At 63.7% G+C, this 23569-nt stretch carries 21 protein-coding genes; 9 read left to right on the forward strand and 12 right to left on the reverse strand.

Going from position 1 to position 23569, the window contains the following annotated elements:
• Window positions 1-7: 7 nt before the first annotated feature.
• Both PF66_RS25715 and PF66_RS25720 read right to left on the reverse strand, forming a co-directional pair.
• A complete protein-coding gene (locus PF66_RS25715) occupies window positions 8-1306 on the reverse strand; it encodes an MFS transporter (protein WP_054060733.1) in 1299 nt (432 codons plus the stop codon).
• A gap of 86 nt (window positions 1307-1392) precedes the next feature.
• Window positions 1393-2142 (reverse strand): SDR family NAD(P)-dependent oxidoreductase, encoded by a 750-nt coding sequence (locus PF66_RS25720; protein WP_054064188.1) that lies wholly within the window; start codon window positions 2140-2142, stop codon window positions 1393-1395.
• 181 nt (window positions 2143-2323) lie between these two features.
• On the opposite strand from PF66_RS25720, the gene PF66_RS25725 reads away from it, so the two are divergent.
• Window positions 2324-3241, forward strand: coding sequence for a LysR substrate-binding domain-containing protein (locus PF66_RS25725; RefSeq protein WP_054060731.1), 918 nt, complete (start codon window positions 2324-2326; stop codon window positions 3239-3241).
• Between the two features lie 28 nt (window positions 3242-3269).
• Here PF66_RS25725 and PF66_RS25730 read toward each other — a convergent pair whose 3' ends face one another.
• Complete coding sequence (locus PF66_RS25730) at window positions 3270-4205, reverse strand: GlxA family transcriptional regulator (RefSeq protein ID WP_054060730.1); 936 nt, start codon at window positions 4203-4205, stop codon at window positions 3270-3272.
• A 140-nt stretch (window positions 4206-4345) separates the two neighbouring features.
• Here PF66_RS25730 and PF66_RS25735 point away from each other — a divergent pair, with 140 nt between their 5' ends.
• Window positions 4346-5359: a zinc-binding alcohol dehydrogenase family protein gene (locus PF66_RS25735; protein ID WP_054064189.1), complete on the forward strand. Its 1014-nt coding sequence runs from the start codon at window positions 4346-4348 to the stop codon at window positions 5357-5359.
• A 97-nt stretch (window positions 5360-5456) separates the two neighbouring features.
• On the opposite strand, the gene PF66_RS25740 is transcribed toward PF66_RS25735, so the two are convergent.
• Window positions 5457-6644, reverse strand: coding sequence for an MFS transporter (locus tag PF66_RS25740; protein WP_193394232.1), 1188 nt, complete (start codon window positions 6642-6644; stop codon window positions 5457-5459).
• 782 nt (window positions 6645-7426) lie between these two features.
• On the opposite strand from PF66_RS25740, the gene PF66_RS25745 reads away from it, so the two are divergent.
• On the forward strand, window positions 7427-7699 hold the full coding sequence (locus PF66_RS25745) for a DUF3077 domain-containing protein (protein ID WP_054064227.1): 273 nt from the start codon (window positions 7427-7429) through the stop codon (window positions 7697-7699).
• Window positions 7700-7946: 247 nt separating this feature from the next.
• Here the strand turns inward: PF66_RS25745 and hxsC are convergent, their stop codons facing one another.
• Genes hxsC through hxsA2 form a run of 4 tightly spaced genes read right to left on the reverse strand, consistent with a single transcriptional unit; the run spans window position 7947 to window position 11191 of the window.
• Entirely contained in the window at window positions 7947-9137 is a 1191-nt protein-coding gene (hxsC, locus tag PF66_RS25750) for a His-Xaa-Ser system radical SAM maturase HxsC (RefSeq protein ID WP_054064190.1), read from the reverse strand.
• Complete coding sequence (gene hxsB, locus PF66_RS25755) at window positions 9131-10588, reverse strand: His-Xaa-Ser system radical SAM maturase HxsB (RefSeq protein ID WP_054064191.1); 1458 nt, start codon at window positions 10586-10588, stop codon at window positions 9131-9133. The genes hxsC and hxsB overlap by 7 nt, the downstream gene beginning before the upstream one ends.
• Before the next feature lies 1 nt (window position 10589).
• Window positions 10590-10886 carry a His-Xaa-Ser system protein HxsD gene (hxsD, locus tag PF66_RS25760; RefSeq protein ID WP_054064192.1) on the reverse strand — a complete coding sequence of 99 codons (297 nt, stop codon included), beginning with the start codon at window positions 10884-10886 and terminating at the stop codon, window positions 10590-10592.
• Entirely contained in the window at window positions 10886-11191 is a 306-nt protein-coding gene (hxsA2, locus tag PF66_RS33125; RefSeq protein ID WP_054064193.1) for a His-Xaa-Ser repeat protein HxsA2, read from the reverse strand. The genes hxsD and hxsA2 overlap by 1 nt, the downstream gene beginning before the upstream one ends.
• Window positions 11192-11417: 226 nt before the next feature.
• Here hxsA2 and PF66_RS25770 point away from each other — a divergent pair, with 226 nt between their 5' ends.
• From PF66_RS25770 to PF66_RS25780, 3 genes are read left to right on the forward strand one after another with little or no spacing between them, the layout of a single operon-like run.
• Window positions 11418-12275: a LysR family transcriptional regulator gene (locus tag PF66_RS25770; protein ID WP_054064194.1), complete on the forward strand. Its 858-nt coding sequence runs from the start codon at window positions 11418-11420 to the stop codon at window positions 12273-12275.
• A 14-nt stretch (window positions 12276-12289) separates the two neighbouring features.
• Window positions 12290-13459 (forward strand): YbfB/YjiJ family MFS transporter, encoded by a 1170-nt coding sequence (locus PF66_RS25775; protein ID WP_054060947.1) that lies wholly within the window; start codon window positions 12290-12292, stop codon window positions 13457-13459.
• A 45-nt stretch (window positions 13460-13504) separates the two neighbouring features.
• A complete protein-coding gene (locus tag PF66_RS25780) occupies window positions 13505-14563 on the forward strand; it encodes an NAD(P)H-dependent flavin oxidoreductase (RefSeq protein ID WP_054064195.1) in 1059 nt (352 codons plus the stop codon).
• Between the two features lie 75 nt (window positions 14564-14638).
• On the opposite strand, the gene PF66_RS25785 is transcribed toward PF66_RS25780, so the two are convergent.
• The gene (locus PF66_RS25785; protein WP_054064196.1) at window positions 14639-15490 is read right to left on the reverse strand and encodes a LysR family transcriptional regulator; all 852 of its coding nucleotides are present in this window, start codon (window positions 15488-15490) and stop codon (window positions 14639-14641) included.
• A 105-nt stretch (window positions 15491-15595) separates the two neighbouring features.
• Between PF66_RS25785 and PF66_RS33310 the strand changes: the two genes are divergently transcribed.
• Genes PF66_RS33310 through PF66_RS25805 form a run of 3 tightly spaced genes read left to right on the forward strand, consistent with a single transcriptional unit; the run spans window position 15596 to window position 20039 of the window.
• Window positions 15596-17662: an alpha/beta fold hydrolase gene (locus tag PF66_RS33310; RefSeq protein ID WP_206542434.1), complete on the forward strand. Its 2067-nt coding sequence runs from the start codon at window positions 15596-15598 to the stop codon at window positions 17660-17662.
• A complete protein-coding gene (locus tag PF66_RS25800) occupies window positions 17571-18710 on the forward strand; it encodes a mandelate racemase/muconate lactonizing enzyme family protein (protein ID WP_054064197.1) in 1140 nt (379 codons plus the stop codon). The genes PF66_RS33310 and PF66_RS25800 overlap by 92 nt, the downstream gene beginning before the upstream one ends.
• Before the next feature lie 45 nt (window positions 18711-18755).
• Window positions 18756-20039: an MFS transporter gene (locus PF66_RS25805; RefSeq protein WP_054064198.1), complete on the forward strand. Its 1284-nt coding sequence runs from the start codon at window positions 18756-18758 to the stop codon at window positions 20037-20039.
• A 432-nt stretch (window positions 20040-20471) separates the two neighbouring features.
• Here the strand turns inward: PF66_RS25805 and PF66_RS25810 are convergent, their stop codons facing one another.
• The 3 genes from PF66_RS25810 to PF66_RS25820 form a co-directional block, all read right to left on the reverse strand.
• A complete protein-coding gene (locus tag PF66_RS25810; protein WP_054064199.1) occupies window positions 20472-21878 on the reverse strand; it encodes an alginate export family protein in 1407 nt (468 codons plus the stop codon).
• 17 nt (window positions 21879-21895) lie between these two features.
• Window positions 21896-22792, reverse strand: coding sequence for a hypothetical protein (locus PF66_RS25815; protein WP_054060825.1), 897 nt, complete (start codon window positions 22790-22792; stop codon window positions 21896-21898).
• A gap of 156 nt (window positions 22793-22948) precedes the next feature.
• On the reverse strand, window positions 22949-23515 hold the full coding sequence (locus PF66_RS25820) for an antibiotic biosynthesis monooxygenase (protein ID WP_054064200.1): 567 nt from the start codon (window positions 23513-23515) through the stop codon (window positions 22949-22951).
• Window positions 23516-23569 lie beyond the last annotated feature (54 nt).

The following is a 23569-nucleotide window of genomic DNA, read 5'->3' on the forward strand; positions in this document are numbered from 1 at the left end:
CGGGAACTTAACGGTTGACCTGGGCGGCCGGGATGCGCAGGACCAGCGTGGCGCCGAACAGCAGCACACCGGTGATCAGGTACATGCCAAGGGCGCTGGACCCGGTCGAGGTGGTGATCCAGCCGATCAGATAGGGTGAGCAGAAGCCCGCGAGGTTGGCGAAGCTATTGATGCCGGCGATACCGGCGGCGGCCGAGACCCCGCCCAGCAGCGTGGTGGGCAGCATCCAGAACAGCGAGGACGCCGACAGCACGCCCGCGGCGGCCAGGCACAGGCTGAGCATCGAGAGCGGCAGGTTGCCGCCCAGCAGGGCCGCGAGGGTCAGCCCGAGGGCGCCGGCAATCATCGGCAGCACCAGGTGCCAGCGACGTTCCTGGTGACGGTCGCCGCTACGCCCCATCAGCAGCATCGCGACAATGGCGCAGAGGTACGGCAGGCTGGTCAGCAGGCCGATGTGCAGGGGATCGGAAACCCCGGCGTTGCGCACCAGCGTCGGCAGCCAGAAGGTAATCGCGTACTGGCCCATGACCACGCAGAAGTAGATGCCCGCGAGCAGCCACAGGCGGCGGTCGCGAACGAACTCCCGGGCCGAGGCGTGGGTGACCTTGCGGCTGTTGTCCTCGGCCAGTTCGCGGTTGACCAGGGCCTTTTCCTCGTCGGTGAGCCAGGTCGCCTGGTGCACGCCGTCCTTGAGATAGCTCAGCACCAGCAGGCCGACGATCACGGTCGGCAGCGCCTCGATGACGAACATCCATTGCCATCCGGCCCAGCCGTGCACGCCGGCGAAGTGGTTCATGATCCAGCCCGACAGCGGGCCACCGATCATGCCCGACAGGGGGATGGCGACGAACCACAGCACGGTCATTCTGGCCCGGCGGTAGGAGGGGAACCAATAGGTCAGGTACAGCAGCAGACCGGGGGCAAGGCCGGCTTCGGCGACACCCAGGAGAAAGCGCAGGGCGTAGAACTGCCAGGCGGTTTCGACGAAGGCGAACAGGGCGGAAATGAGGCCCCAGGAGATCATGATCCGGGCGATCCAGCGGCGGGCGCCGACACGGTGCAGGATCAGGTTGCTGGGCACTTCGCAGAGAAAATAACCGAGGAAGAAGATGCCGGCACCGAGGCCGTAGACCGTTTCGCTCAGGGCCAGGTCGTTCATCATCTGCAGCTTGGCGAAACCGACGTTGACGCGGTCGAGGTAGGCGCACAGGTAGCACAGCATGAGAAACGGCATGAGCCGCCAGGCGGTCTTGCGATAGGCAGTGGAGCGGACGGACACGGCCGCCTCCAGGGAGAGGGTACTCATGAGGGTCTGATCTCTTGTTGTTATGGGCCGCGCGGGGCTGCCCTGGATTCAGAACAACGCCAGCCGCCGGGCCGGCGTGAGGCTCATCAGTGAATCAACATGCCGCCGTTCACATCCAGCGTAATACCGGTCAGGTAGGACGACAGGTCGCTGACCAGGAAGAGGGCGGCATTGGCCACGTCCCCGGCTTCGCCGAGGCGGCCCAGCGGAATGCCTTCGATGATCGCGTGGCGGCGCTCGTCCTGCATCAGGCCGCCGGTGATGTCGGTGTGAATCAGCCCGGGGGCGATCGAATTGACGCGCACGTTGTGCGGCCCCAGTTCGCGGGCCATGGCCTTGGCCAGGCCGAGCACGCCGGCTTTCGCGGCACTGTAGTGCGGGCCGCCGAAGATGCCGCCGCCACGCTGCGCCGACACCGACGACATGCAGACGATGCTGCCGAACCTCTGTTCGCGCATCAGCGGAATGACCGCCTGGGACATCAGCAGGGTGCCGCGCAGGCTGACGTCGAGCACCTTGTCGTAGTCGCTGTGGCGGATGTCCATGATTTTCAGCGGCTGGGTGATGCCGGCGTTGTTGACCAGGCCATCGATGCGGCCGTAGTGCTCGATGACCCGGCCCACGGCCTTGTTCACCTGGGCTTCGTCGGCCACGTTGGCGGCCAGGCCGAGATGGCCTTCGCCCAGCTCCGCGGCGGCTTGGCGGGCGGCGGCTTCGTCCAGGTCGAGGATGACGACACGGGCGCCGTGGGCGGCGAAGGTGCTGGCGGTGGCCCGGCCGATACCGCGGGCAGAGGCGGCACCGGTGATGAGGATGACTTTGTCTTGCAGCAGCATGAGGAGAACCCCTGATTGTTTTTATGGAGTCGATCCGGCAGATCGATGGGCGCAGCTTGGTCCTCGGCCGAAACGTGAGCAATAACGCAAAAATCATTGAGTGCTGAAGAAAATTCAGCACTCGTCAGCCGATCGGCTTGGTGGTTGAATGGAAAGCCACAAAACATGCGGACCCCTTGCCATGCGCTCTCTCGACGATACGGCGCCGCCCCTTCCACCGCTGAGGGCTATTCAGGCCTTCGAGCAGGCTGCGCGCTTCGGCAACGTCGCCCGCGCGGCCGAGGTGCTGGACCTCACGCCCTCGGCGGTCAGCCATCAACTGGCCAAACTGGAAGCCATGATCGGCCGCCAGCTGTTCGTGCGCGGGGCACGCGGCGTGACCCTGACGCCGGTGGGCGAACAGTACCTGAAGGAGGTGTCCGGCCTGCTGCACAGCCTGGCCGTGGCGACCGAACGGGCCAGCAGCGATGTCAGCCTGGACTGCCTGCGCCTGCATTCCGCGCCGAGCTTCGGCCTGCTCTGGTTGATGCCGCGTCTGGAGGCGTTCCGGGATGAACACCCGGACATCCAGATCAACCTGTCGTGCTCCTACGAGTCCCTGCATTTCAGCCGCGACAAGATCGACGTGGACATCCGCCATGGCGAGCCCAACTGGCCCAGCTACGAAGTGCGCACCGTGCGCAACGAAACCTTCGAGGTGCTGGCGGCGCCGAAACTGCTGGCGCGACACCCGGTGAGCAGCGCCATGGACCTGCTGGACCGCGAGCTGATTCTCTCCGAGGCCACCTTGCTCAGATGGCCGGCCTGGTTTGCCCAGCACGGCCTGGCCCGTCCGGAGAAACCCTACACGTTGAGTTTCGACCGTTCCTACATGACCCTGGAAGCGGCCAGCCATGGTCTGGGTTTTGCGTTGGAGAGCGCTTTGCTGGCGCGCAAGTACCTCGACTCCGGCGAACTGGTGAAGGTGTCACCCGAATCGCTGAGCGCCCCGGTGGCGGCTCATCATCTGGTGTTCCCCAAAGCCCATTCGAACTTCTCCCGGGTGCGGCGTTTCCTGCAGTGGATGGAGAAGGAGCTGGGACACGGCTTCGATTTCTGACGCGGGGCCGCGGTCGCCGCAACCCTGTTCAGGCCTTCTCGCGCCGCAGCGACAGGGGTGAAACGCCCAGCGTGCGCACGAACACCTCGCGCAGGTGTCGGCGGTCACGGAAACCATTCTCCCGGGCAATGACCTCCAGTGAATGCCGGCCCCGCTCGATCATGTGGCGGGCCGACTCCACCCGCAGTTGTTCCACCGCCTTGGCCGGGGACAGCCCGGTTTCGGCGAGGAACACCCGGCTGAACTGGCGCGGGCTCAGGTGCACGGTAGCGGCCAGGGTTTCGAGGGTCAGGTCGCCGGCCAGGTTGGCGCGGGCGTGCTCCAGGGCCGCCTGCACGCGGTCGGACTTGGGCGCCAGCGCCAGCATGCGCGAATGCTGCGACTGGCCGCCGCTGCGCCGGTGATACATCACCAGCACCCGCGCCACCTGGGTGGCCAGCTCCGGGCCCAGGTCGTTTTCGACGATGCCCAGCGCCAGGTCCATGGCCGCGGTGAGGCCGGCCGAGGTCCAGACACCCTTGTCCTCGATGAAGATCCGGTCGACTTCCACCCGTGCCGCCGGGTAGCGCTGGCGCAGCGCATCGGCATACGCCCAGTGGGTGGTGACCCGCCGACCATCGAGCAGCCCGGCTTCGGCCAGCACGAACGAACCCGTGCAGAGCCCCACGGTGCGTCGGCAGTGTTCGGCGGACTCGCGCACGAATTGCAGCTGGGCCTGGCTGACCTCATGCGCCAGCGGGTCGACCACCCCGGAGACCATCCACGTATCGGCGGCCTGGCCGTCAGCGCGTTCGGTGTCGACGACGGCGCCGATCGAGGAGCGGACCTGGCCGCCCTCCATCGAGTAATTGGTCAGTTGGTAGATGGGCTCCTGGGCCACCACGTTGGCGAACTCGAACACCGTCTGGGTGCCCAGCGCCATCACCTGAAAACCCTCGCTCAGCAGGTAGCCTATTCGATGCATGTCCGTAATCGCCTGATGTCTAGAATCATGACCCTATATGTCATTTGTTTTCGGGTCAACGGACGGCACGATGATGGCCAGGAATCAGCCAACAGCCGCCTGCGGCTCATGAGCCGCGAGCCCAACGCAGGAGTACGTCAATGAAAGCCTTTGTCTACGATCAGGCCGGGTTGCCCCTGGCCGATCCCCGGGCGCTGTACGAAATCGAACTGGAAAAGCCCGTGCCCGGGCCGCGGGACCTGCTGGTGAAAATCCAGGCGATTGCCGTCAACCCGGTGGACAGCAAGTTGCGTCTGGGCGTGCAGCCCGCTGCGCCGCGCATCCTCGGCTGGGACGCCGTCGGCGTGGTGGAGGGCGTGGGTGCCGAGGTCAGCGGTTTCGTGGTCGGTGACCCGGTCTGGTATGCGGGCGACATCACCCGGCCGGGCTGCTATGCCGACTACGGGCTGGTCGACGAGCGCATCGCTGCCCGGCGTCCGTTATCCATCAGCGCGACCGAGGCCGCGGCACTGCCGTTGACCGCGATCACCGCCTGGGAACTGCTCTTCGATCGCCTGCGGGTGGCGGAAGGGGGCGGGCTGGGCCAGTCGCTGCTGGTGATCGGCGCAGGCGGTGGCGTCGGCTCGATTCTCGTGCAGTTGGCGCGCCGGCTGACCCGGCTCACCGTCATCGGCACGGCCTCGCGCCCGCAGACCCGCGACTGGGTGAGCGAGCTGGGGGCCCATCATGTGATCGATCATGGTCAGCCCTTGCAGGCCCAACTGAAGGAGTTGGGCGTGGCCCAGGTCGACTACGTGATCAGCCTGACCCATACCGAGCACTACTACCCGCAGTTGGTCGAAGTGCTGAAGCCCCAGGGCAAGCTGGCGCTGATCGATGACCCGGCGTCGCTGGATGCCATGCCGCTCAAGCGCAAGTCGATCTCGCTGCACTGGGAGTTCATGTTCACCCGCTCGATGTACCGCACCGAGGACCAGGCCCTGCAACAGGCGCTGCTGACACGGGTGGCCCTGCTGGTGGATGACGGCATCCTGCGCACCACGGTGGGCGAGCACTTCGGCCCGCTGAACGCCGACAACCTGCGTCGGGCTCACGCCCTCATCGAGAGTGGCCGAGCCCAGGGCAAGCTCGTACTGGAAGTGAACCCGGACTGAGCGGCGCGCCTGGAGGCGCCGCGAGACCCCGACGGGCCGCACCGTGGCGGCTCGTCGGTGGTTGTCGGCAGCGCCCGGAGGAGGGCGCCGTCCGGGCTCAGTGCCCGCCCTTCATCCGCCGGGCCACCCCGTAGAGGCCCAGGCCGATCAGCGCCGTGGCGGCGCCGATGTAGCCGGTGCTGGTCCAGCCCAGGCCGGCGGTGATCGCCATCCCGCCCAGCCATGGGCCCAGGGCGTTGGCCAGGTTGAACGCGGCATGGTTCGAGGCGGCGGCCAGGCTCGGCGCTTCGTGGGCGATGTCCATCAGGCGGATCTGCAACGGCGCGGCCAGGGCGACCATGGTGCCGACCAGGCCGATGCCCAGCAGAAGCGACCACAGCGAGCTGGCGGCGAAGGGGAAGAACAGCAGCACCCCGATCGACCAAAGCAGCACCAGCCCGACAGCGCGGAACTGCAGGCGGTCGAACAGCTTGCCGCCGGCGATGTTGCCGATGATGCCGCCCACCCCGAAGGCCGCCAGGCCGAACGGAATCCACTGCGGCGAGACTTGGGTCACCTCCAGCATGGTCGGCGCCAGGTAACTGAACACGCAGAACATCCCGGCAAAGCCGATGGACGCGATGCCCAGGGCCATCCACACCTGTGGCAGGCGAAAGGCCTGGAGTTCCTTGCGCGGATCGCTACGGGGCTCGTCGTGCGGCTGCGGCACGAAGCGCCAGACCAGCGCGATGGTGCACAGCGCAATCGCCCCTACCAGCACGAACGCCGAGCGCCAGCCGAAGAACTGTCCGAGGAAGGTGGCAATCGGGTTGCCCAGCAGCATCGCCAGGGTGAGGCCCATCATCACCCGGGCCACGGCTCCGGCGCGCTGATTGCTCGCCACCATGCTCGACGCGATGACCGCGGCGATACCGAAGTAGGCGCCATGGGGCAGGCCACTGATGAACCGGAAGGCCACCAGGCTGCTGAACGACGGCGCGAACGCGGTCGCCAGGTTGCCCAGCGCATACAGCGCCATCAGCAGGAGCAGCATGTGCTTGCGCAGCAGCTTGGCGCCGAGGATCGCCAGGGTCGGCGCGCCGACCATCACGCCCAGGGCATAGGCGCTGATCGCATGGCCGACCTGGGGTTCGGTCAATTGGAGGTTGTGGGCGATGTCCGGCATCAGCCCCATGATGGCGAATTCGCCGGTACCAATGGCAAAGCTTCCCAGCGCCATGGCCGCCTCCATCTTGGCGACGGTGCTTTTCGAGTAGGTGGCGGGTGGCGCCTCATGAACAGACATCGGGATCCTTGTTGAAATACGCTGAAACGTTAAAGGTCCGATCTTAGACAATGGGGGGTGGGGGCGTCGAGGATTGATGTGGGTCAATGGAAGGTGGTTTGCGGAAGGCATTCGGGGCAGGGGGCAATTCGGCTTGTTGCAGACCCCACGCCCTCCGATCGTTCCCACGCTCCGCGTGGGAATGCCTCTCAGGACGCTCGGCGTCTGCTTTTGTGACGCAGATCGGCAATAGCCGCGTACCCCGCACTGGCCGGAACGCTCAGCGATGTGAAGATCTTGCGACCATTTAGTTGTCGGTGGGCATTGAGCCTTCATGAACGGCTAGGTAGGGCAGGCTGGTTAAGAAAAAATTGAGGAAACCAGTGATTCTGAAGATTTTCTTGGTGTGCTTAAGAAAAAGTGGGCGATTTCCTCAGAAATCAGGATTTATCGAGCGAACTACCAAGAACCGTGCAGAAACGGTAGCTCTCTCCTTGACGATACTTACTTGCAGGTTTCCCTGGTTTATCAATTACGTCCCTACGATGGTTGAAATCTCTCGACTCAAATACGTCGGGCCAGTTGCATTGCAGCGACTGATGGTGCGCGTTACCTTTTCCCCGTCGCTGCCAATTCAGCGACCGGGCTTGGAAACTCGATTGGGTACAGGAGAAATCAGACCTCATTTGATAGGGACGTTTATCCATGCACGCTTTCAGTACACGCAACAATCCCGCTTTTCTCTCGATCTCCAATACCTCTCAGCCCTACAGCTTTCTCATGACTGGCATGGGAGGTGTGCAATGAGCGAACACTTGAAAACCCTCGGTGTCACCACTTTTTCCCAGTGCGGCTCACAGGGCCGTGAGTTATTTCGGGTGAACCCGGATGTGCCTATGCTGGAAGCCATGGAACATGCCTCTGTCCTGCTCCATTGCGCCAAAGCGCTCGCTCTTGATGCCGCTCTGGAAAACGATGGGGATCGCTATGCCTGGGCTGCGCATTACTTGAGTGAGATGGGGAAGGCGATCATCGATGATTTGACGCAGGGTATGCTGGTCAGGGTTGCAGGGTAGAGAAAGGAGACGGATTCATTTTCTCCCGATGCTCAGTGTAGAAAATAAATTCGTCCCCTTTTCGCTCATCATGGTGCGGATCGCTAACAATGGCCGCCATCCCGATCAACAATGTTATCAATGTGCTTAAACCGCTCAATCAGAAAGTCAATCAAGCTTCGTCAAAATAGATCCGTCCCGGTTTTCGTCCGGTTTTCAGGTTTTCACGCGTCCCGGTTTTCACGGTTTTCGTTTTTTCGCTTTTTCATTAAAGGATTAGTCTGTCGCCAAGTGACGTTACTGCAAAAGGGGTGATCGCCTTGCTGTACCCATTCCTCACCCCTGAGGAAAAGAAACCGCCACACTGATGCTTTCGTATACAGCCTTTGCACTCTGGCACGTACTCGTTCTTCCAATCGCTAATTGACTTGCGGTAGTAGGGGAACACGTCTTCATTCACAAGACATAACTGGTGGTTGTAAACGGAAACATTCATGCGATACGCTGCCAGAATACCTACAGCTTCACTTAGAGTGTCCCGATAGTCCGCAGGGTCAATCCACAGGGCAGCCAGATTGGCACGCGTGAAACCTGTCATTTCCAGTCCCATCAACGTTACGTGATCGACAAACAGGAGATTCCGCGCAATGTATTCGCACAGTTGAGGCAGTCGACTGATCGATTGCTTGTGCAACACGATCCGAATCTCAACCTTTTGACCAAGGCGCTTAAGGTTCAGAATCCCCTGGACAGTCTCCTGAAAAGCTCCCGGAGCTTGGACAATATAGTCGTGTAAGCTGGGATCATCGGAGTAAAGGGGAATCCCGACCATGATATCGGGATGCTCGATCTTAGCGTACTGACGGGCAAAACCCTCATCAGCAAAACCCCGCCCGTTTGAAAGCACGTGAACGACAGTTCTCGGCAGATACGACTTCATCATCCGGATGAGATTGATGAATCGCTCCCCGGCAAGCGTAGGTTCTCCACCCGAGAAACCCACCTCAGGGGTGTCCCTAGGGATCAGGGGGATCAGCGCTTCGAGTTCATTGAGGATCCAACTGTCATCAATGTTCTTGGGGGGTTGAGAGCACATCAGGCAGTAGTGGTTGCATTGCTCGGTTACCAGCAGTGAGTTGTGACCAGAGTTAGCCCTGAACAGCACTCGTATTGCCTGGCCGTCCAAGCGAATGATGTCGTCGTGCCCCAGATAGTGGTAATCCTTGGGCAGCAAGGTGAATGACCTTATTCCTTCCAGCTCTTTCGCACGCGACTCAAGGGACTCTGGGATCAGATAATGCTGGTAGCCTTCGGGTATCTCATTGTTAGAAACCAAGAAGGCCCGAGTCGTCCGCAGTACATTTGGCAGCGCCGGATTCGTACTGACCTGAAGTAGCAACGGACGGTTCTGAACCTCGATCAGTTGAACACGTCCGACCTTTCCGGATAGTTTCAGCATGCGTTAGCCCACTGCATGAACAGACGGCGAATAGATACGTCCGACTGCATCAGGCCGATCAGGTGTTTGAAGATCGACATGTTTCTCTTGCAGAATGAGGATTCGGCCTTTCTGCCCAAGACATCATTGAACATGGCGTGATGGAACACGGGTTCGGCGCCGCAGTAGGGTTCAAAAGCGCAGTCGGAGCACATTGGCGCACTTAACGTGAATGATTGCTCCAAAGCATCGAGTAGGGCATCGGAGAGCATGATGTCTTCGTAGCTATCGGTCAGGATGTTGCCCAACCGGAAAGACTGGTCTCCCATCTCTGCAAGCATTCGGCTTTCGTCCGAGGCGTATACAGAACCGTCATAGTTAAAGACGATCGCCGCAATACCGGCGCCAGCGGGATTCATCAGGTCGACATAGCCTGGATCATTACTAGTTAGCATCTTCTTGAGAATCAAGGATGCATAGTGCTCAACGAAAGGGATCCCGGCCTTGTTAAGCTCAAGTATGTAGGCAAGTCCTTCCTTGTAAAACTCTAGCCAACGCTCCGTATCGTAGGTCATGAATTTGCGTGTCTTTATCGCAAAGCCATACGGAGAAAGTGCCCTCAAGAAAATGCCATTGAAGCCCAGTCGGACATATTCATCGATGATCTCACGGGCGCGGGGCAGGCTCTTGTCCGTGGTTGTCATCAGTGCGCTGACGCCGTCCACACCTAGGATATTGCGGGCTTTGGCTAGGCCTGCTTCCAAGCGTTCGAAGCTGTCGCGGCCGACGCGTGGGCGATTCGCGTTGTGCAGATCGGCAGGACCATCGAGTGACGTCGAAAGGATTATGTCGTTCTCGTGACAGAACTCGAGGACTTCGTCGGTGAGTAACGACAATGTGGTGGCGATGACGAACTCTAAATCCCGCTTCTCTTCTATATTCCTCCGCTTCGCGGCCTCCACTACGAAACGCACCATCTCAAAGTTCAATAGTGGCTCACCGCCCTGGAATTCGATCTTGATCGCAGGGTTGGGAGAACGGAAGACGAAATCCAGAGCCTTTTCCGCCATGTCTTGTGTCATGTCGAAGGATGTCTCGCCGTCCATCTGTCGCGAAACCTGACAATAGGGGCAGCTGTGGTCGCAGCGCAGTGTCACGACGAAGATGTGCAGGCTAGTGAACCCGCTCAGTCGTGAGAGCTTTGTACGCAGTTTCAGCGCGAGTAAATCTAGTGGCGCCTGCTCATCGGCATGACGGATGAAATGCTTGGAGCGGAGGGATGCGTAAAGCGGGTGATCCGCTACAAGATCTTTTTTGAGGACCGCAAGTAGATCCACCATCGGCATGACCAAGTGTTCGCCGACCATGTTGGTGATGACGTAATCATCACCCGCAAGCCGGTCGAACTTGAAAGGCAGTAGCTCATATCCATCTTGTCGTGTGTAGCTATCCAGTCCTTGGAATTTACTCACTTCAGTTCAACCTAGCGTTGGAAAATGCCAATCCCATGATGAGGTTGCGGATGGGGGCAGTTTCAGCCTGAAGCTGCGCACGCAACTGATAGTCGAGCACGTCCTTGCGAAACTCCTCAACAGCACGCTCGAAGGCTTCTTGTTCGGTGGTGATGTTGCCCACCAACCTGCAGAGAATGCTCTCGCCATCGACCGTCAAATCGAGAGTAAAGGCGTGCATAGCGCGGTATGCCGCCTTTTGGACTGCTTCTGCTCCGTACAGCTTGCTGTCGAAGGTCAGTTCAGCGAGGCCAGCCATTAGCGGCCCGAGTAGTGCGAGCTGTGGGAGCTATGGGACGCATGTGAACTGTGCGAGTGGTGGGCTGCGACCATCTGGCCGTTTTCACCACGTTTGAGGACAAAGCTGAAGAGATTGTCACCTTGACGTCCGGTGACCATTTGCTCACCCACTTGAATGATAGGTAGAGCCGCACCTTTAGCCTCGATGGCGTGATTTTCATCTGCCTTTCCGGCGTCGAGCGTCGCAACAGTGGCCGATGCTTGGGTGGCGGTTACGGCGGCTGTCAGAGTGGCAAGGGGTAGCAGGAACTCACGCTTTTTCATCTCAACATCCCTGTGTTTGGTGTGGTTATGTGGAAACTATATAGAGGTTTCCGAGTAAGTCAAAGTGCCAGTAGTCGGCCTGTTAAGGAAGAGGGGGGGTTATTTTTACTTAGGTATTTTGCGCTCGAGAGATCAAAGCAGGAGCAGGGCTGGTAGACGATTGGCACTTCATTTAATCTTTATTTGAGAATATATTATTTTTAATAATCTCTTTTAGAGAATTGAAATGGACCTGAGCTCCCTCGAAATCTTCCAGACCGTAGCCGCCGAACTGAGCGTGACCAAGGCCGCCGTCGTCCTGGGCCGTGCGCAATCGAACGTCACCACCCGTATCCAGGCACTGGAGCAGCAACTGGGCGTCGACCTGTTCGTTCGCGAAGGCCGGCGCTTGTCGTTGACCGACCAGGGCAAGCTGTTCCTGGACTACAGCCAGCGCCTGCTGGCCTTGGCGGAGGAGGCGGTGCAGGTGTTGCATCCCGCGCAGCCGCAAGGCACGTTGCGCATCGGCAGCATGGAGAGCACGGCGGCCGCCCGCTTGCCCGGGGTGCTGACAGCCTTCCAGCAACGCTGGCCGAATGTGCGTCTGGCGGTGAGGACCGGTACCAGCCAGGCGCTGTTGGACTTGCTCGGTGATGGCCTGGTCGATTGCGCCCTGGTGGCGCTGACGGGCGAGGAGGGCACCCCCATCGAGGAGGATCTGGCCCATCGCGGTTTGGCCGGTGTGCCGGTCTTCGAGGAACAGTTGGTGGCCGTCATGCCGGTGGGGCAGGGCAAGGCGCCGTTGACGCTGGCGGCCTTCGCCGCAGGTTGCACCTATCGTCGTGTCGGTCAGCAGTGGCTGGCCGAGCAGGGCGAACTGGCCGTATCCATGACCCATGAAGTGGCCTCCTATCACGCCATGTTCGCCTGCGTGGTGGCCGGGCAGAGCCTGTGCATCGCGCCGACCAGCCTGCTGGCCCTGCAGCCGCCGTCGCCGGCGGTCACCACCCGGCCGATCGCCAACGTGGCGACCTGGCTGGTGTACCGCAAGGGCAGCCGGACGGCCGCTATCGGCGCCTTCACGGATCTCGCCCTGGCCTCGTAGATAAAGGGGGCGCCATGCTCGCTTCGCCGCTCGACACGTCTGCTTCGCTGAATCGCCCTTTCACCTCCGCCCTGGCTGCCGCCGCGGTGATCGCGGTGGGCATGGGCTTCGGTCGTTTTGCCTTTACCGGCGTGTATCCGGTCATGGTCGGGGAGGGCGTGCTTTCGGTCAGTGATGGCACGCTCGCCGCCTCGGCCAATTACCTGGGCTACCTGATCGGCGCCTTGCTGGCGGCCCGGCTGCAGGCGCCGAGTGCCCGTCACTGGGGACTGGTGTCGGTGGTGGCGACGGTGATATCGCTAGGGTTGCTGGGTGGGGTTTCCAGTCCCTGGGCAATCATCCTGATCCGAGGCGCGGCGGGGGTGTTCAGTGCCTTGTCGATGATTGCCGCCTCGCTCTGGCTGTTGCAGCACCGGGCTCATCCGGAGGGCGCGCCGATTCTGTATGCGGGGGTGGGCGTCGGGATTGCCTTGTCCGCCGAGCTGCTGGCGGTCGGCGAGCGGTTTGCCCTCGATGCCTACCAGTTGTGGGGCGTGCTAGCGGTCGCGTCGCTGATCCTGGGCGGCGGCGGGGCGCTCCTGCTCGACGGGCGACCGCTGGCGTCGCGACCGACGCAGGCAGCGACGTTGCGACTCGATCACCTGCCCCTGGCCGCCTGGCGCCTGATCGGCCTCTATGGCCTGTCGGGGCTCGGCTACATCATCACCGCGACCTACCTGCCGTTGCTGGTCAAGGATGCATTGGGTTCGGTCAACCCGGTGCACCTGTGGGCGGTGTTCGGGCTCGGCGCGGCGCCGTCCTGTTACCTCTGGCATCGGGCTCACGGGCGTTTCGGGACGCGCGCGGCGTTGCGCGGCAACCTGTCGTTGCAGGGCATCGGTGTGCTGCTTCCGGCCATCAGCCAGACGCCCGCGGCCTATATCGCCAGTGCCCTGGTGGTGGGGGCGACGTTCATGGGCACGGTGACCATCGCGATGCCGGCGGCCAAGCGGGTCTCGGCCGACTTCCGGATGAACATCATGGCGGTGATGACCGCCGCGCACGGCATCGGCCAGATCCTCGGACCGCTGATCGCTGGCGCCCTCTATGCGCGGACCCATTCCTTCAACCCCTCCCTGTGGACCGCGACCCTGGCGCTCTGGCTGGCGGCGGCCTTGACCGTCGGCCCGGTCACGCGCGAGTGAGGCGCGTCATGCAGGTTCTTTTCATCCAGTCATTCAGGTGATGCCATGTCGAATACGCTGCTGTCCTTGCTGAATGTGCACCTTCCCCTCATCCAGGCGCCCATGGCCGGTGTTTCGACGCCGCAGTTGGCGGCGGCGGTGTCCAATGCCGGAGGGCTGGGCTCCCTGGGAATCGGCGCCTCCAGTGTCGAGCAGGCGCGCCAGGCGATCCGCGAGACGGCGGCGCTCACGGACAAGCCGTTCAACGTCAATGTGTTCTGTCACCAGCCCGCGTTGCCCGACCCGGCCAGGGACACGGGCTGGTTGCAGGTCATGGGCCCGCTGTTTCGTGAGTTTGGCGCCGAGCCACCCACGGCGCTGCGCGAGATCTATCGCTCGTTCCTGGACGATGCGCCGATGTTGCAGATGCTGCTGGAGGAGAAGCCGGCCGTGGTCAGCTTTCATTTCGGGCTGCCGCCCCAGGCCACTATCGCGGCATTGAAGGGCATCGGCGCGACGCTGCTCTGCTCGGTGACCAGCCTGGCCGAAGCGAGGCTGGCCGAGCAGGCGGGCGTCGATGCGCTGGTGGCACAAGGTTACGAGGCCGGCGGTCATCGCGGCCTCTTCGACCCCGGCGAGGATACGAAGATGGGCACCCTGGCGCTGACGAGGCTGCTGGTGGCCCGTTGCACATTGCCGGTGATCGCCGCTGGCGGGATCATGGACGGGGCCGGTATCCGTGCCGCATTGACCTTGGGCGCGTCGGCCGTCCAATTGGGCACGGCCTTCATTCTTTGCCCGGAGTCGTCGGCCAATGCGGCCTACCGTGCTGCCTTGAAGGGCAGCGCGGCCGAGCGTACCGAAGTCACCCACGTGATTTCCGGGCGGCCGGCCAGGGGACTGGTCAACCGCAATTTCACCCTGTTGGAAGGACGGGAGGTGGCGGTGGCCGCCTATCCCTATGCCTATGATGCGAACAAGCAACTGAACGCCGCCGCCACCGCGAAAGGCTGTCACGACTTCGCGGCGCAATGGGCGGGGCAGGCGGCACCGCTGGCCCGGGAGCTGCCCGCTGCCGCGCTGGTCCAGGTGCTCATGGCCGAACTGGCGGCGCTCCAGCCCTGAAGCACGGCTGGGGGCTTTTGCAACGGCGCCGCGAACACCGGCGGTGTGGTACGCGATGGCCTATCAGCGGCCGTGTCAGTCGTCGCCGAGCCGCTCCACGGCCAGGTCGGCGAGAGCACGCAGTCGGTCCATCTGGCGCATGTCCCGGTGGTAGCCCATCCAGATATCGCGGGTGGGCGGCTCTTCGTCGATATCCAGGCGCCTGAGCAACGGCGACTGGTCGCCGAGCGCCCGCGGCAGCACCGCCAGGCCCAGCCCCATGGCGCACATCCGTGCCTGCACGGTGCGGCTGCTGCTGGTGAAGACGGTTTTCGCCCTGGGATAGCGGCTCTGTAGCCAGAGCACGTCGGGGTAATGCGCCTGCGCGGTGTTCATCAGGATCAGGCCGGGCTGCTCGCCCTGCGCGGCAGTGGGAGCGGGCAGGTGGGCGCTGTAGAGCCCGTAGCGCAGGGTCGTCAGGCGCCGTTGCACGATGTCGGGTTCGGTGAATGGCACGATCCGAAAGGCCAGGTCGGCGTCCCGCCGGGCCAGGTCGAACAGGCGGTGGCCGGCGATCACTTCGGCGACGATCAGCGGGTAGCGCTGTTGCAGCTCGGCCAGGACCGGCGCCAGGACATAGCCGGCGAACCAGTCCGCGCAGGAGATCCGCAGCAGGCCTTCGGGCTGGTCGCTGTCGCCGGCGATGCGTCGCTCGATGGCCAGGGCGCTGCGCTCCATCTCTTCGGCCAGGTGCAGGATGCTCTCACCGGCGGCGGTCAGCACCAGCCCCTGGCCGGTACGGCGGAAGAACACCTGGCCGTTGGCCTGCTCCAGCACCTGCAGGCGCCGGCCGACGGTCGGGTGGCTGACGCCCAGTTGCCGGGCGGCCGCGCCCAGCGAGCCGCTGCGGGCAATCGCCAGAAAAACGCGCAAGTCGTTCCAGTCCACGGCGCACCTCGTACAAAAATGAACGGCGAAGATGCAGCAATGGCAGTCCCGTCGCAACCCCGCGCTTCGCACAATAGGCCCAGGCACCTAATCGAGAGCACTGCGATGAACATTGGCTTTATTGGCGTGGGCAGCATGGGGCGGGCGATCATCCCGCGGCTGGTTCGGGCGGGGCATCGGGTGGCGGCCTGGAACCGCAGCCCCCAGACCCTGGAGGGGCTGGAAGGGGTGGTGGAATTGGCTTCGCCAGCGGCGGCGTTCCAGGTGGACGTGGTGATCAGCCTGCTGGCAGATGACCGGGCGGTGGAGGACGTGCTGCTGGCCGCCGGGGTATTGGAGGCGGCCGATGGACGCTGCACGCATGTGCTGATGTCGACCCTGTCGCCTCGGCTCGTGGAGCGCTTGCAGGCCCGCCATGCCGAGTTGGGCCTGGCGCTGGTGGCCGCGCCGGTGTTCGGCGTGCCGGCCGTGGCGGCCAGGGGGGAGTTGAACATCCTGGCGGCAGGGGCCGAGGCGGCGATCGCACGGGTACAGCCGCTGTTCGATGTGCTCGGGAAGAAAACCTGGAGGCTCGGCGAACAGCCGGTGCAGGCCTGTATCGCGAAAATCGCCGGCAACCTGATGATCACCCAGGCCATCGAGTCCCTGGCCGAAGCCAGCGCGTTGGCCCGTTGCCATGGGCTGGAGGCCGCTGCCTTCATCGAACTCATGACCCAGACGCTGTTTGCCTGCCCCAGCTATCAACGCTACGGGCAGAACATCGTCCACGAGCAGTACGAGCCGGGTTTCAAGCTGGCCCTGGGCCTCAAGGATGTCAATCTGGCGTTGGCGGCCGCTGCCGACCAGGGCCTGTCGTTACCGGCGGCGAGCGTCGTGCGTTCGAGGATGTCGGCGGCCATGGCCGGGGGGCTGGGCGATCGGGACTGGTCAGCCTTCGCCAGTGTGCCCCTGCAACCCGGCGCCGCCGATCCGCGCCGGGCCCCCTGGTACAGCGCCGCGCCCACCACTTCACGGCGTGGGCATTTCTGGGTCACCGGGCCGCGGGTGGCTCAGGCGGGCAGGCACTTCCAGAAGGGCCCGATGTTCGTTGCCTGGGAAGCACCCGAGCACATCACCCAGCCATACCCGGTGGTGCTGGTGCACGGCGGTACATTGCAGGGCACCGAATGGCTCGATACCCCTGATGGGCGCCCGGGTTGGGCCCAGCGTTTCGTCGAGGCCGGCCATGTGGTGTTCTGCGTCGACCGGCCGGGCCATGGGCGCTCGCCCTATCATTCGCAGATCATGGGGCCGATGGGCCCGGCGTTTTCCTACGAGCGGGCCCGGGAGGTGTACTTTCCCGAGGGCGGGCAGGAAACCCAGTGGCCGTTCGCGGCCGATGACGAAGCCGCCTTCGATGCCTTCATCGCCGCCTACGGCCCCATGCCGGCGGACCTGGCGGCGTCACAGACCCTCGACGCGGATCGCCTGGCGCAACTGCTGGACCGCATCGGCAAGGCCATTATCGTCACCCATTCCGCCTCGGGCCCTGATGGCTGGTTGCTGGCGGATCGACGGCCGGAACGGGTGGCGGCCATCGTCACGGTCGAGCCGATGGGCCCGGTGTTTGGCGAAACGCCAGGTATCGGCGCCCTGGACTGGGGGCTGACCGCGGCGCCGATCACCTTCGACCCGCCCCGGGCGACGGCTGACGAGGTGCGTGCAGCCGACCCGGCGACGTTGCGGGTCCCGGCATTCGAGGGGCTGCCGGTGGCGCTGCTGACTGGCGAAACGTCGGTGTTCGCCTCTTTCGCCAGCAGCATCGTGCCGTTCCTGCGTACCGCCGGCGCGCGGGTCGATCATCTGGATCTGCCCGCACTGGGCATCCATGGCAACGGCCACGGCCTGATCTACGAGCGCAATTGCGACGACATTTTCAAGGTAGTGTCGCGATGGCTCGATGAGGTTCTGGTGGGCGGGAGAATGGGGCAGGTGCGTTGGAATGCCGCATTCGGGACTGGCTCTTGCTTGGGTTGTACGATAACGTACCTCAAAGCCGAGCCAATAAATCCCCCAATAAGTGCTACCGGAGCGTGTGTTTGTGAAAGTCCGCCGTATCGAGATCATCCGCCTGAGCATTCCCTTCAGCGCCGGGACGGTCGAACGCCAGTCCCAGGGCCAGGCCAAGGATGACGATGCCTTCAATGCCGCCTCGCCCCGCCATCGGCGCATGGAATGCCTGGCGATCAAGGTCACCACCGACGATGGCCGGGTAGGCTGGGGCGAAGCCTTCGGCCACGGCTCGAACCCTGCCACTTTCAAGGCGCTGACCGATGTGGTCGCCCCGCAGTTCATCGGCAGTGCGGTGGCCGACCACCGGGCGCAGATGGAGAAGGCCCGCCGTGCCCTGCATGGTTTCGGCAGCACCGGCCCGATCTTCTACGCCCTCTCGGGTATCGATATCGCCCTCTGGGACCTGGCCGCCCAGGCCGCCGGAAAGCCGCTCTACGACTACCTGGGCGGCACGCCCCGCGAGCTGGAGCTGTACGCCAGCCTGGTCAGCTACGGGGGCGACCCTGAGGAAGTCTTTCGCCAGGTCCGTCGCGCCCGCGACCTGGGCTTTCGCAAGATCAAGCTGCACGAGACCACCTACGCCTCCATCGCGGCCGCCCGTGAGGCGCTGCCGGCTGCGGAGGGCGAGCTGATGGTCGACGTCAATTGCCCGTGGACGGTGGAGGAGGCCGGGGCCATGGCTGACCGCCTGCGCGAGCTGGATCTGACCTGGCTGGAAGAGCCGGTGTGGCCGCCCGATGATGCCCGTGGCCTGGCGACCGTGCGCGCCAGGGGCGTGCCGCTGTCGGCGGGCGAGAACGCCGCCGGCGTCAACGGCGTGCGCGCCTTGCTCGACCAGGATGCGATCGATGTGGTGCAGCCGAGTGTCGCCAAGATCGGTGGCATCGGCGCCATGCTCGAGGTCTTCGAGCTGGCCCAGCAATACGGCGTGAAAGCCGTGCCGCATTGTTTCTACTACGGGCCCGGACTGCTGGCGGTGGCCCACCTGTGCACGCTGCTGCCGGAAGAGGTGGCGGTGGAAGTGCCCTTCATCGAGTTCGAACGCCTGTTGTTCCCTGCCTTGGCGTTCCAACCGCGTCTGCGCCTGGGCACCACCCCGGGCTTGGGCTTCAAACCTGACCTCGAGGTACTGGAAACCTACTGCATCGATAGGGCCGTCATCGACTGAGCCACCGCATCACCTGTCCGAATAACTATAAAAGGCACTACAACCATGATGGGCAATTACCGCTGGAAGATCGCCGGGCTGCTGTTTTTCGCCGGCATCCTCAACTACCTGGACCGAGCCGCGCTGTCGGTGGTCGCGCCGCTGCTCAAGACCGAGTTGCACATTGACGACGCCCAGATGGGCTTCATCTTCAGCAGTTTCTTCATCGGCTACTGTGCCTTCTGCTTCATCGGCGGCTGGGCGGCTGACCGGTTCGGGCCCAAGCGGGTTTTTGCGCTGGCGGCCGGCACCTGGTCGGCGTTCTGTGGCGCCACTGCGCTGATCACCGGCTACTTCCAGTTGCTGGTGTTCCGGGTGCTGTTCGGCATGGGCGAGGGGCCGATGGGCACCACGACCAACAAGGCGATTTCCAACTGGTTCCCACGGGAAGAGGCGGGACGCGCGCTGGGCCTGACCAACTGCGGCCAGCCGCTGGGGGCGGCGCTGGCTGGTCCGATTGTCGGGATCGTGGCGCTGAACTTCGGCTGGCGCATTTCGTTCGTGGTGATTGCCCTGCTGGGCATGGTCTGGCTGGCGGCCTGGCTGATGTTCTTCAAGGACACGCCGGACCAGCATCCGAAGGTGTCAGCAGCCGAGCGCGAGCTGATTCGCAGCAGCCGCGCCACTTCCGCCGTCGAAGGTGTGCAGGAGCAGCGCAGCCTGGTCTCGTGCATCTTCTCGGCACCGGTACTGGCGGTGGCCACCGCGTTCTTCTGCTTCAACTATGTGCTGTATTTCTTCCTGACCTGGTTGCCCAGCTATCTGATGGACTATCAGCACCTGGACATCAAGAGCATGAGTATCGTCAGCGTCATTCCCTGGCTGGGGGCGGCGGTGGGTTTCCTCGGCGGTGGCGTGTTGACTGACGTCTTGAGCAAGAAGCTCGGCAGCGTCATTCGTGCCCGCAAGATCATGCTGGTGGTGGGGCTGGGGGTGGCGGCGGCTTGCGTGCTGCTGACCACCCGTGTGACTTCGCTGCACATGGCGGTGGCCTGCATCACCGTGTCCAGTGTGTTCCTGTTCGTCACCCCGCAGATCTGCTGGGCGCTGATCCAGGACATCGTGCCGAGCAATCGCGTCGGTGGTACCGGTGGCTTCGTGCACCTGCTGGCGAATATCGCGGGGATCATCGCGCCTTCGCTGACCGGGCTGCTGGTGCAGTATGGCGGGGGGTACAGCGGGGCGTTCGGTGTCGCGGCGGTGGTCTGTGCGGTCGGTGGGCTGGTGGTTGTGGTTGCCGTGAAGGGGCGTGACGCCGGAGGCGGTGTGTATATCCGTTTGCGCGTTTAGCTGATGTTACGGTTTCGCCCCTTACGGGCGAGTCACTTTTGCCAGTCGCGGCAAAAGTAACCAAAAACGCTTGCCCCTCCATTGGCCCTCGCTGCGCGAGGGTTCCTTCGCTCCGGTCCTGTTTCGAGAGCACGCCGTGACGGGCCATCCATGGCCCAACACGGCTCGCCCGGCATCCCTGCCGGGCGACTCTCGAAACAGAACCTCCACTCAGCCCGCTGGGAACGGGGCGGGTAGATCAAAAGCAAGAGCAAAAGCAAAAGCAAGAGCTTCGCGGTGGTGTGGCGGTGCGGCGTTCCGACAAGCCCTGCTCCTGGGGACGTGTGTCGTATGCAGCTTCTGTGTGCGACGCAGACCTGTAGGAGCAGGGCTTGCCCGCGAAGAGGCCCCCGGCTTCACCAGAAGACTTGCGGATACCCGAGCATGCCCGGCCTACCACATGAACTTCAGCTCGACCCCCAGGTAGTTGCTGTCATCCCCACCGGCATCGCGCAGTGCCTGGCCGACTTCGTAATGCACTGCCTCGATGGCCCCACTCAGATTGCGGTTGAACGCGTAGTCCAGCCGTAGCTGGTCGTAGTAACCGGTCCAGCGTCCACCCTGTCCGGCGGTGCCGGCCACCGGCAGGTTGGGCTGGGTGTAGACGGCATCCTCGGTGGTCTGGCGCCACAGCAGGCCGACCGCCGCCTGGACCGACAGGTCGGTGACCGGCTTGACGGTGATCGACGGCTTGACGTGGATCAGGTTGCTGTAGCCGGTGTAGCCCGCCAGGGAGAAGTAGTAGCCGTTGGGGAACAGCGGGTTGAAGGTGTTCAGCGTGCCGTCGCCGGGGTGCCGGTCACCCGAGGCCGCATCCAGTTGCAGGCCCAGGCGCGGCTTCCACGGGGTCGATTGCCAGGTGTAGCCCAGGCGGCTGCCGCCACCCCAGGCACGGATGTCCTTGGAACCGACCGAGCCGCTCTGGACCATCGCTTCCACGTCCCAGTCGTAAGGGCCCGAAGCGCCACCCAGGCGCACGTCGAAAATGTTGCGGTGCTCGTCGCCCTGGGCATCAAGGTAGCGCGCGTCGCGTTCTTCATAGAGGCCGTAGTAGGCGGACAGCTCGTTCTTGCCGCCGATCAGCCGCTCGACCCGCAGCATGTGGAAGGCCACGTCCGCGTTGGACTTGTCGTCGAAGTGGCGGCCGTCCAGGTACTGCACCGGGTGGCTGGCCAGGCCGATGAAACGCCAGTTCTCGGTCTCCCAGTCGCCCCATACCGCATCGAACGACTGGCGCACGTTCGGGCCGTCGCGCGAGGAAATGAAACGCTGCAGGTCGAAGGCGAAATCCTGGCGGCCGACCCGCGCCTTGAAGGTGTGGTCGGCCGTCTGGTCGACGTACTCGGCAAACGCCAGGCGCAGGTCGAGGTGGTTCTGGTCGGCGCCGCCGATGGCGTCCTTGCCGAAGGCACGAGCGTCTTCCAGTTGGGTGAACACGCGCCAGTGTTCGTTTAGGTGCAGATCCGCATGCGCCTGCAGGCGCTGGATCAGCCAGGAGTCGCGCGAGCGCCCGCCAATGCCGAAACCGGCGGCATCGTTGAGTTCGAAACGCTCGCGCAGGGTGGCGCCGAACGACAGGTAACTGTCCGGATTGTCCGCGGACAAGGGGATGTACTTGAGATCGTCCAGCGGCGCGGTCTTGAGGGCCGGGTTCTGCAGCACCGACCAGTCTTCCTGCCAGCGGTTGGTTTTCAGCACGGGGCGTTCGGCGGGTTCGGCGGCATGGCCGCTGGAAACTCCCAGCGGCCACAGCACGGCCAGAGCCCAGGCATAACGACTATGCGAAGGGCGTCGGCTCATGGTTCACCTCTCTTCAATCACTTGGCCGCGACGGGCTGGTGGATCTCGGCGACGTAGCCGCCCGGGAACTCGATGATGGCCGACTGGCGGCCCGGCTCGGCCTTGGGTTCGACCACCAGATGGGCGCCCGAGCTTTCGGCCTTGGCCAGGGTCGCGGCCAGGTCGCTCACCTCGTAACCGGTGGTTTCCCGACCGTACGGGTAGGGCAGGTGGCCGTCGGTGACGAATACCACCATCTTGCCGAAGTCGGACTCCAGCCTGACCCGGCGGATCGGCTTGCCCGGCTCGCCGACCACGGCGCCGTCCAGGCGTTTTTCATCGGCCACGACCTTGCCGTGGGAGAAACCGACGAAGCCCTTGATGAAGGCGTCGGCGCGCTGCTCGGAGAGGTACACGCGGTTCTCCGGCACGGTCTGGAACGGCGCGTAGTCCGGGGTCTTGGTGTGCCAGTAGAGCTGCATGTTCACGCCGCCCGGCCATTGCACCACGGCATCGCGGCCGATCGGATCGGGGAAGTCGTGGACGATGACGTCGGCGCCATGCTTCTTGGCTTCGGCCAGGGCGACGTCGAGGTCCTTGACCAGGTAGCCGTTACGCTCGGCGCCGAACGGGTACGGCACCGGCGTGGTGAAACCGAACAGCGACACGGTGCCGACCGGCGTCTGCAGCAACTGCGAGGTGGTGCTGCTCGGCACCGGCAGCACGTTGACCACCACCTGCGGGGTGCTCTTGCCGCCGAAGGTGGCGAGGAAGCTCTTGACGAAGGCATCGACGTCGCCCGGGGCGACATACACGTGGCTGGTGTCGTATTGCGGCGCGACGGCCACGCTGGCGGAGGTGGCGGCGTGGGCCGGGAGCGAGGCGGTGAGGCCCAGCGCCAGGGCCAGGGAGAGCGGCTTGAATGAATGTTTCATTGAATACCCTTTCAATTGGAGGTGAACAGTAAGGGCGCCCTCATCGGGTAGCGGGCGCCACGACGTTTCGGATGGCTTGAGAGTCAGGGCTATCGGGTTGCGGTAGTTCGGGACGGGGACGGAGCGCGCAGCGCTCCGTCCGTCGAGGGGGATCGCTTATTTGGCGGCCAGCCACGGCGCCAGCCAGCGGGTCACCTTGGGCATGATCAGGTAGGTGACCAGGCCGACGATGCAGGCGGTGATGATCAGGTTGCTGGGCACGATCCCGCCCAGCACGGGATTGGCCTGGAACACCGGGCCCCACAGCTGCGGAATGACCATGGACAGCGGTGCGATCACCCCGTAGCTGAGCAGCGCCTGTTTCCACTTGGGCGGCTGTTTGGAATCGGCGTGGTTGGGGGTGAACCAGAACTCGGCCTGGGTCTCGATTTCCGGGCGGTCTTCCTCTTCCAGCAGCGGCGCGACTTCGCGGATCAGTTGCTCGCGCAGTTGCGAGTTGATCCAGGCCTGCAGGCGGGCAGCGTCGATGAAGCGGACGATGGTGGTGAAGGTGTTGTCGGCTTCGCCGGGGCGGATGACGTTGACGCCCAGGTGGCCGTCCTGGGACATGGCCGCGCGGACCGAGGTCTTGAGCCAGGCCTCGTACTCGGTGAGGTACTGCGCACGCACGCGGTGCCGGACCACGAGTGTCACGATGTCATGGGGGGCGGTCTGGGTCGGCATCAGGCAATCTCGCACAGGGAAAACATGAGCGCAGGATAGAGAGTGAGAACTATC

The organism is Pseudomonas asplenii (assembly GCF_001293465.1).
In the GTDB taxonomy this organism is placed as follows: Bacteria; Pseudomonadota; Gammaproteobacteria; order Pseudomonadales; family Pseudomonadaceae; genus Aquipseudomonas; species Aquipseudomonas fuscovaginae_B.